This is a genomic window from Rhizobium sp. SVR5-9E, from assembly GCF_056755095.1.
Map to the genome: position 1 here is coordinate 1 of NZ_JBNDHS010000155.1, position 8,889 is coordinate 8,889.

11 protein-coding genes and 1 pseudogene are annotated in these 8,889 nt (G+C 58.3%); 7 read left to right on the forward strand and 5 right to left on the reverse strand.

The window, feature by feature from the left end; all coding sequences use genetic code 11:
* Positions 1 to 115, reverse strand: a 115-nt coding sequence (locus tag ACPYOJ_RS32980) for a transposase (RefSeq protein ID WP_481420012.1), incomplete at its 3' end; no start/stop codon positions are given.
* A gap of 65 nt (positions 116 to 180) precedes the next feature.
* Here ACPYOJ_RS32980 and ACPYOJ_RS32985 point away from each other — a divergent pair.
* The gene (locus tag ACPYOJ_RS32985) at positions 181 to 459 is read left to right on the forward strand and encodes a type II toxin-antitoxin system TacA family antitoxin (RefSeq protein WP_481420002.1); all 279 of its coding nucleotides are present in this window, start codon (positions 181 to 183) and stop codon (positions 457 to 459) included.
* On the forward strand, positions 456 to 992 hold the full coding sequence (locus tag ACPYOJ_RS32990) for a GNAT family N-acetyltransferase (protein ID WP_481420003.1): 537 nt from the start codon (positions 456 to 458) through the stop codon (positions 990 to 992). The genes ACPYOJ_RS32985 and ACPYOJ_RS32990 overlap by 4 nt, the downstream gene beginning before the upstream one ends.
* 165 nt (positions 993 to 1,157) lie before the next feature.
* On the opposite strand, the gene ACPYOJ_RS32995 is transcribed toward ACPYOJ_RS32990, so the two are convergent.
* Positions 1,158 to 1,448, reverse strand: coding sequence for an integration host factor subunit beta (locus ACPYOJ_RS32995; protein ID WP_481420004.1), 291 nt, complete (start codon positions 1,446 to 1,448; stop codon positions 1,158 to 1,160).
* A gap of 389 nt (positions 1,449 to 1,837) precedes the next feature.
* On the opposite strand from ACPYOJ_RS32995, the gene ACPYOJ_RS33000 reads away from it, so the two are divergent.
* On the forward strand, positions 1,838 to 2,692 hold the full coding sequence (locus tag ACPYOJ_RS33000) for a transglutaminase family protein (RefSeq protein ID WP_481420005.1): 855 nt from the start codon (positions 1,838 to 1,840) through the stop codon (positions 2,690 to 2,692).
* 22 nt (positions 2,693 to 2,714) lie between these two features.
* Here the strand turns inward: ACPYOJ_RS33000 and ACPYOJ_RS33005 are convergent.
* A pseudogene (locus ACPYOJ_RS33005) lies at positions 2,715 to 2,855 on the reverse strand (transglutaminase family protein); the annotation flags it as partial.
* Between the two features lie 174 nt (positions 2,856 to 3,029).
* Here ACPYOJ_RS33005 and ACPYOJ_RS33010 point away from each other — a divergent pair.
* A complete protein-coding gene (locus ACPYOJ_RS33010; RefSeq protein WP_481420006.1) occupies positions 3,030 to 4,205 on the forward strand; it encodes a Fic family protein in 1,176 nt (391 codons plus the stop codon).
* A 136-nt stretch (positions 4,206 to 4,341) separates the two neighbouring features.
* Here ACPYOJ_RS33010 and ACPYOJ_RS33015 read toward each other — a convergent pair whose 3' ends face one another.
* Complete coding sequence (locus ACPYOJ_RS33015) at positions 4,342 to 4,803, reverse strand: cyclic nucleotide-binding domain-containing protein (RefSeq protein WP_481420007.1); 462 nt, start codon at positions 4,801 to 4,803, stop codon at positions 4,342 to 4,344.
* 314 nt (positions 4,804 to 5,117) lie between these two features.
* On the opposite strand from ACPYOJ_RS33015, the gene ACPYOJ_RS33020 reads away from it, so the two are divergent.
* Positions 5,118 to 5,351, forward strand: coding sequence for a DUF6894 family protein (locus tag ACPYOJ_RS33020; protein WP_481420008.1), 234 nt, complete (start codon positions 5,118 to 5,120; stop codon positions 5,349 to 5,351).
* A gap of 328 nt (positions 5,352 to 5,679) precedes the next feature.
* Here ACPYOJ_RS33020 and ACPYOJ_RS33025 read toward each other — a convergent pair whose 3' ends face one another.
* The gene (locus ACPYOJ_RS33025) at positions 5,680 to 5,892 is read right to left on the reverse strand and encodes a hypothetical protein (protein WP_481420009.1); all 213 of its coding nucleotides are present in this window, start codon (positions 5,890 to 5,892) and stop codon (positions 5,680 to 5,682) included.
* Between the two features lie 150 nt (positions 5,893 to 6,042).
* Between ACPYOJ_RS33025 and ACPYOJ_RS33030 the strand changes: the two genes are divergently transcribed.
* Together ACPYOJ_RS33030 and glgX are read left to right on the forward strand one after the other, a co-directional pair.
* Positions 6,043 to 6,555 carry a ferritin-like domain-containing protein gene (locus ACPYOJ_RS33030; RefSeq protein WP_481420010.1) on the forward strand — a complete coding sequence of 171 codons (513 nt, stop codon included), beginning with the start codon at positions 6,043 to 6,045 and terminating at the stop codon, positions 6,553 to 6,555.
* 82 nt (positions 6,556 to 6,637) lie between these two features.
* Entirely contained in the window at positions 6,638 to 8,722 is a 2,085-nt protein-coding gene (gene glgX / locus ACPYOJ_RS33035) for a glycogen debranching protein GlgX (protein ID WP_481420011.1), read from the forward strand.
* Positions 8,723 to 8,889: the final 167 nt, after the last annotated feature.

Below are 8,889 nucleotides of genomic sequence, written 5' to 3' on the forward strand. Positions count from 1 at the left end.
AAAACGTGGCTTCTGAAATCCCGTGCTTCCGGCACAGGTCCACCGCCTTCGCGCCAGCCTCCTGCTCCTTCAGCACCGCAATAATTTGCTCTTCCGTAAATCTCTGCTTCTTCATGCGTCCGTCCTTCAATGGCCCGGACTCTAATCAATTTTGGAGGAAATTACCCGTGGCAGGTCACCATGCCCAGAGTCGCCGCAGAAGATACAAGCCGTTTCCCGATGCAGATTCCGCCGGCCGAGAAGGCCCGGCTGATGCGTGCGGCCGCGCTCGAGCGAACTAGCCTCAAGGAATTCGTGCTGCGCAATGCGCTGCTGGCAGCTCAGGCAGTTATCGAAAAGGCCGAGCAGATAAGCCTGGACGAGGAGCAGACCCGCTTCATACTGGATTTGCTGGATAACCCGCCGAAGCCGAATGCCAGACTGCAGGCAGCGGCCCGTTCGCTTGCTAACCGTAAATGACGCTTCCGGACTGGCATGAGGAGCCGATCGCCAGGAAGCACAATCGCAAGAGCTTCGATTGTGGTCAGGCGGACCTCAACGATTTCCTGGCCAGATATGCGCGGCAGGCTCATGAGAGCGGCGCCTCTAAAACCTATGTCGCGGTCGATAATGCGGATAATATGACGATCCATGGCTTCTATACGTTGAGCCCGGCGCAGGTCGACTTCGATCTGGCGCCTGAAGCGGCCCGACCACCGGGCAGCGGACGTCATCCGATCGGCCGGTTTCGCCTCGGTCGTCTGGCGGTGAGCCGATCTTTGCAAGGTTGGGGGCTGGGCGGTGAATTGCTCATTGCGGCCGCACGGCGATGTATTCAGGTCTCGTCGCAGGTCGGTGGCTCGTTACTATTGATCGATGCCAAGGATGAGCGGGCGGCGGACTGGTACAAGTCCTATGGCGCCCTCGAAATTCCCAAGGCGCCCCTTTCTCTCGTTCTGCCCTATTCCGTCTTTATCGATGTCATGGAGCAGGCGGGCAAACCTGTGCTGTAGGATGTTCGTCTCCGCTATCATGCATCGTTGCCATTCTCGCGAGTGGGCAGTACCGGGTGATCATACCCGCGCCAAGCAGAATTATAGGCGCTTCGTTGAAGGGGCCGTGTCTTCCAACGTGAAATCTAGCATGCGGGGGTAGTGTGCACATGCCGCATTGGCGGCCTAGGTTTTCTCTTCCGGATTCAATCGCTTCTGTATCTCTTTACCGGCGCGGAAAAACGGCAGCCATTTATCCTCAACGAATACGGCTGTTCCGTTGCTGGGGTTCCGGCCCGAGCGCGACGGCCGATAGCGAACCGAAAACGCGCCAAAACCCCGAAGCTCGACACGATCGCCGTTTGCCAGAGCCTCGGCGATGTCATCAAGAATTGTGCTGACGATCTTCTCCACGTCCTGCCGGTAAAGATGCGGGTTGCGAAGGGTGATGATATGAACGAGTTCTGATCTGATCATGGATCCTTCATACCGATTTGGGCGTCACTAAGAAGACGATGTCGAACTGATGGAGGTCGGATGTCAATGCGATTGACCTGGCATCGTGAGTAGACGCGATAACGTTGCTGAATATAACAAAGGCGCGTGTTATTGGAGAGCCATTCCAACAACGACGATCGGGGGCGATCGCCAGTTCGAAGTTCGACAAAAGGATGATTGCCTTCGATGCCCGGGTTTGGGTCACAGCGGACGACATCCGCGACTGGCGACGTGCGAGCGGATGAGATTGGCCGCGTGTGGAACCGTCGTGCCTACAATGGCGTCTGCAAGGCACGAACACTTTGCGGGCGTCGTTTCGCTGACCCACGCTTGAGTTGACTGAACAATCTGGCCGCCGGGAAATCACTATGAAACTTCAGATCAAGCATCGAACGACCTACCGTTACTTGCGGCCCGTCGGACTGCTTGCGCACCGCCTGATGCTGTCGCCTCGGACCGACCAACGGCTTCGGACCTTGTCTTTCAGCATCGACTGTTCTGCGAGCGGGTCGATCGACTGGGCGAAGGACGTCTTCGGCAACACCATCGCGACGGTGACGTTCTCTGAACAGACCGCCGAACTGACGATCACCAGTGCTGCCGTTGTCGAGCAGACTGCCGACCCGTGGCCGGTCTTTAATATAGACATCTCGGCGCATGCCTATCCCTTCACGTACTCGACCGAAGACAAGACCGATCTCGGCGCATTTGCTGTCGTGACGTCTCCCGGTAGCCGTGTGGCGGATTGGGCCGGAGCGTTCGTGGGCAGCCGCCCGACCGACACGCTTTCGCTGCTGAAAGATATCAATGCCGGCATTCTGACAAATGTCAGCTATCGCATCCGAGACGAGGAAGGCACGCAGTCGCCGCAACAAACACTGGAGCAGGCCAGTGGCTCATGCAGGGACATCGCAGCGCTCTTCATTGAAGCTGTTCGTTGCCTAGGGTTCGGTGCGCGTGCTGTCTCCGGTTACGTTTACGACCCTCAGGCCTCTGTCGACGACGGCGGATCTACACATGCCTGGGCGGAAGTCTATCTTCCGGGAGCCGGTTGGATCGCGTTTGATCCCACTCACCGACGAGTGGGAGAAGCCTGCCTTATTCCCGTAGCGTTTGCCCGCAACAATGGACAGATCATGCCTGTTACCGGCGGATATACGGGAATGCCGGAGGATTTCGTGGAGTTGGACGTGTCGGTCAAGGTTGTCGAGATACGAGAATAGCGACAGATGATGCTCGCGTGCCCTACTCAGTCAGGCCATAGCTCCAGACACGAAACGACTTTAGGACGTGTGGACCGAAGGAAACAATCAACGGCACGTCGGCGGCATCCCGGCCACGAGCCACGACGATCCCACCGATGCGGGGAATGTTGCTACGTCGATCGCGCTGATCGACCTATCCGGTTTGGAAGTGCAAAATGCCGGAGTCAGCTCCGTTGGTCTCGATGGGATTCGAACCGGTGACCCTTAGCGCGAGGCGGAGATTAAGGGCAACAATGTCCGCATATTTGCGGAGATTATGCTTGCCATTCTCCGCATCTGAGCCCTATCCTGAGACATGACCTATATCTGGCAATCTGCCCACTGGCCGAATTTTGAATGGAAACTCGACCGCCTTGCATCCAGGCTTGCAGCCGTACGCCTTGATCAGGGGCGCCTCATCGGCCGTGTCGAGAGCCTCGGATTTCGTACGCGTGAGGCGACGTTTCTGCAAGCGCTGACGGACGACGTTGTCAAATCGTCGGCGATCGAGGGAGAGCGGCTGGATGAACAACAGGTCCGATCGTCGCTGGCCAGGCGGCTCGGTATCGATATCGATGGATTCGTGACGCCCAACCGCTCGGTTGAGGGCATCGTCCATATCACGCTTGATGCCACGATCAATTGCTCGGAACCACTGTCGGCAGAGCGACTGTTTCAATGGCATGCGGCGCTCTTTCCGACTGGTCGCAACGAATGGGGTCACAGGCTTCGCGTCGGCGATTGGCGCGACGACTCAGGCGGCCGTATGGAAATCGTGTCCGGCGCATTCGGGCACGAGAAAGTCCACTATGTTGCTCTACCGGGAGATCGCGTGGACGCTGAGATGTCAACCTTCCTCGAATGGTTCAACGGATCGCACGACCTCGATCCTCTCGTCAAAGCAGCCATTGCCCACCTCTGGTTCGTTGCCATCCACCCCTTCGGCGATGGCAATGGCCGCATAACCCGAGCAATCGCCGACATGACGCTTGCACGCAGTGGTGGGGGCGCTCAGAGACTTTACTCCATGTCTGCCGCGATCGAGAGATCGCGCATCGGCTACTATGAAGCCCTGCAGTCGATCACGAGCAAGGAAGCTGTCGACATCACGAGCTGGATCGAGTGGTTCCTGGATCGTCTGGGCAATGCTGTCGGCGATGCGCTGCTAACTCTCGACAACGTCATGCTGAAGACTGATTTCTGGCAGGCGCATGTCGCACGCGATCTTAATCCGCGACAAGCCAAGGTCCTCAACCGACTGCTAGAGGGAAACTTCGAAGGCAAGCTCACATCGACGAAGTGGGCGAAACTGACGAACGCGTCCCAGGATACGGCGTCTCGCGACATTGCGGACCTATTGGCGAAAGGGATCCTGCGAAGAGGCGAGGCTGGTGGGCGCAGCACGGCCTATGAACTGGTTATCGATTTTCCGACGAACCAGACCCGCTATTCGAGTGAGATCGATCCGGTCGGCAACAAGGCCCTCCGGTGAGCCGTACGTCATGGAAGCAATAGATAAGATCGTCGGCGTATTGCCGGACTAGGCGCGTGCTCCGACTCCGTGCATCTGTCTTCGCCCCTACGCGGGTCAGCGGCAGTTTCGGACTACCGAGCCGATCCGTGACACATCAGCAACCATCGAGCCAGCCGCTGAACGATTGTTGCCCTGCCATTGGCCAGCGCCGTTCCGGTGACCTGCACATGCACGGTCTGCGAATTAGCGAATGAGGAGGTTCTGAAGGGCCCTCGATCAAGGTCCGCATGTGGGCGACCGGCAGGCGCCTGGCAGTCGCGGCAACCTGGATGAAGGCTTCGTTCGGCGCCTGGTCGATCCCCGATAGTAAGATCGTTCCGACCATCCCTTCCTTGCCAACTAGGCCGGTTTCGATCTGCAATCGGCCGGGTGCATCGGCAACGAGTGAGGCGATGCCCGATTCCGGAAAATAGACGTAGTCGATCGGTTTATTGGGAGCTTGCAGCTGGTGATAAACTGGTAGATTGACGCGCTCGGATGCATTTAAAATGGCCGAGGCCATTTCATCGTCCATCGCTGCGATGAGGGTATTAGATGTCGCGTTTCCGCCATGCATTTTCTGCTCCCCCGTTGGGCAAGAGCAGATTGTCTCTCAGGCGGTCCGCACCCTTGATCATTGAACCGATGGTTGATTGTACGCCCTTTATCCCCGGGGTCGCAAACCAGCTAGATCGCGGGTTACGCTTGCAATTCGATACGGGCGCTTACGCACAGCAATAGCGAATGCCATGCTGGAAGCGATTGCAAGTGTCATCGGTAGTTTGGCGGCGGTGTTGGACGCTCTCCGCTGATGGCTAAGCGCACGCCACCGACGGGAACAATGGGCAGCCTGGATTGTTCTCCGGTCGCGTAACAGGAGACTGTCCGTCGATGGCGAGGTACTATTTTCACATTCGTACTGGGGATCAATTGGTGGAAGACGACGAAGGTGTCGATTTGCCGAACGTCGCGGCCGTTCAGCAAGAGGCCCGCAACGCTGCTCGCGAGATGATTGCGGAATCAGTCATGGGCGGCGAGCACATCGCGGCACAGCGCTTCGAAATCGTCGATGAAAACGGCGATATCGTCGCGGTTCTGCCGTTCGGCTTCATGGTCCTGGATTGACTCCAGCAGTGAGCCGCGCCGGGAAGCGGCCAGGCGCCGGAACATTCGATAGAGCTCGGGCGTCTACTATCTGGGATCGTGTGTGGCTGGCTTTTGTTTTGCCCCTTCCTTGCCCTTGGAAGGCCGCGCGATCCTCTGGATCAGACTGCCCCGCTCAGACGGGCCTCCGTACGTTAGCGGACACCTAATTGCTATGGGCGCCGTCGAGGCGTACATTTTGTCATCGGTCCACGTATGCAACCGGGTGTCGACCGCTTGAGAGACAATCTGCTCTTGCCCCAATGGAGAGCGATCATGTCATCTGTTTTCGAGCGAGGCTCGACACTCGTCATGCGACGACAAGAACTGCAGCCATGCTGATTGCGGAAAGAACACCAGCAACGGCCAGCCCCAAGGTCAGGAAATCCGTGCGCCTTGCCGCTTCCGCATGCCTGATCTCCTCGTGCGTAACCAAAACCGCGACCAAACCCGCCACCGTCCAGCTTGCCAACGCCAGCACTCCGAGAAGCAATGCCAACTGCGTGTCATCCATCATCGTCATCCGTCACCTTTCTGGGACCTAACTAAAAACCGCACGTTCCGTTCCCGTGGCTAGCGGCTGATACGAAGCAATACATTTCGTGCCGCGCGACGTCGCCGCCGGAACTTCCCTCTCCTGTCGGTGTTTGGACGGGTTTGGAAGGAGAGACCGATGGCAGACAACAAAATCCGGGACGTCTTTATCGTCGGCTTGCGCAACGCCCACGCGATGGAGAACCAGGCCCTTAGCATCATGAAGCCGCAGCTCAAGCGGATCGAGAACTACCCGGAGGTCGCCGCAAGGCTCGAACAGCACATCGGTGAAACCGAGGGTCAAATCTCCCGTCTCGAGCAAATCCTATCCGGGCTAAACGAGCACCCTTCGACGGTGAAGGATATGGCCCTCTCCTTCTCAGGCTCCATGGCCGCTCTCGGCCACACAGTCGCCGGGGACGAAATCCTCAAGAACTCGTTCGCGAACTTCGCCTTCGAGAACTTTGAGATCGCCGCCTACACGTCGCTGTTGACGATTGCCGAGGCTGACGGATACGGCGCAGCGACTATGGGCCTGCAGGCGAACCTCGCCGAGGAGAAGGCGATGGCCACATGGCTGGACGAGAACCTGGTTACGCTGACGCAGAAATTCCTTTCCCTGAGAAAGGCCGACGAAAAAGCAAAGGTCTGAGGACAACTGTTTCTCAGGCATCCTCTTTGCTTCGGCGGACGGTGAGGGTTTTCGATTTCACTTCCAAGCGCGAGGCCTTTCAATGAGAAGATCGAATACACGTGTGATCGGAGGCGACTACACGCGCCTGGGGGCGGTCCCTGATAACGGGGGGGTAAACTTCGCGTTGTTCAGCGCTCACGCCGAACGGGTTGAACTTTGCCTCTTCAGCGACGACGGCAACAAGGAGCTCGAGCGCATCGAGCTTCCCGAGTTCACCAACGAGATCTGGCACGGCTACGTGCCGGGCTTGAAGCCGGGAGCGCTTTATGGCTACCGGGTCCACGGGCCGTATGATCCCGAGAACGGACATCGCTTCAATGGCAACAAGCTGCTCGTCGACCCCTACGCACGCGAACTGGTCGGCGCTATCGACTGGGGACAGGCCCAGTTCGCGTACACGATGCAAAGCGAGGAGAAGGATCTGTCATTCGACGAGACGGACAGCGCCTCCTCGATGCTGAAGTGCCGTGTCGTGGATCCCGCCGAGTACGACTGGAAGGACGATGCCCGGCCGAACGTCTCCTGGTCGAATACGATCTTCTACGAGACGCACGTCAAAGGCTTCACTCAACTCCACCCCGCTGTTCCGGAAAAACTTCGCGGCACATTCGAAGGACTCGCCCGCAGGGAGATCGTAGACTACGTCAGGAGCCTTGGTGTCACTTCTATCGAGCTCCTGCCGATCCACTGGTTTCCCGATGACGCCCACCTGCTGGACAAGGGGCTTAAGAACTACTGGGGCTACAATACCCTGGGCTTCTTCGCGCCCGCATCCCGCTATTACGGCCCGGAAGGAATTGTCGGCTTCCGCGACATGGTCCGCGCTTTCCACGACGGGGGTATCGAGATCATTCTCGACGTGGTTTACAACCACACGGCAGAAGGCAACGAGATGGGGCCGACGCTCTCCTTCAAGGGTATCGACAACTTCTCCTACTACCGCACCATGCCGGACGAGCATCGCTATTACATCAACGACACCGGCACCGGGAACACCGTCAACATGTCCCATCCCCGCGTGCTGCAGATGGTCATGGACTCGCTCCGCTACTGGGCCGAGGACATGCATGTTGACGGTTTCCGATTCGATCTCGGCACGATCCTCGGCCGCGAGCCCTCTGGATTCGACCAACGCGGCGGCTTCTTCGACGCCGTCGGACAGGATCCGGTGCTGTCCAAGCTGAAGCTCGTAGGAGAGCCTTGGGACATCGGGCCAGGAGGCTACCAGGTCGGCGGCTTCCCGCCGGGCTGGGCAGAGTGGAATGACAAGTATCGCGACACTGTCCGCGACTACTGGAGAAACGAGGACGAGACGACGCAGGACTTCGCGGCTCGCTTTCTCGGCTCGGGCGACGTCTACGACCTTCGGGGCCGACGGCCATGGGCAGGTGTGAACTTCATCACCGCGCACGACGGGTTTACGCTCAACGATCTTGTTTCCTACACCAACAAACACAACGAGGCGAACGGCGAAGACAACACGGACGGCCATAGCGATAACCGAAGCTTCAACTACGGCATCGAGGGTCCCACCGACGACGAAGGGATCATCGCGGTCAGAGACCGGCAGAAACGAAACTTCCTCGCGACACTGTTCCTTTCACATGGCGCACCAATGCTGCTTGCCGGCGACGAGTTCGGCCGCAGCCAGATGGGCAACAACAACGGCTACTGCCAGGATGGTGAGCTAAGCTGGGTCCACTGGGAGGAGCTGCCGGGAAGCGCAGAAGAGCTGCGCGAGTTTACCCGCCGGTTGATAGCATTGCGCCAGGAGCATTCGATCCTGAGAAGAGACAACTGGCGCGACGGCATGAGCGTCACCTGGCTCAATCCGGGCGGCGGTGAGCAGACGGAAGAGCAATGGGCCGACGTCGCCAGTACGACGATTGGTCTGCGACTCTCTCGCGACGACGACGACGGCTGGGACGACATCCTGATCCTCTTCAACCCGCACGACGGTCCCATGCGGTTCGTCCTGCCCGAAGCGAAGAAAGGTTGGACAGTCGTGTTTACTACCGCCGATCCCCATGCAGCCGAAGAGCAGCTCACAGCGAATGATTATGGTGTGGCTGCGCGGAGCCTCGTGCTGTTGCGACCTGAGCTCTTTTCAAAGCCGAGACCTTGAATTCTAGTATAGCCAGGAGTTTCCTTTGAGCAGCTTTATGTTCGGCCCCGTGCTCTTCGACAACAGCGTTTTGTTTCGCATCTGGGCCCCGCTGCAGAACCGCATTTCGTTGAAGATAGCTGATCAACGACACGAGATGGCGCGCTCTCATGATGGATGGCATACCT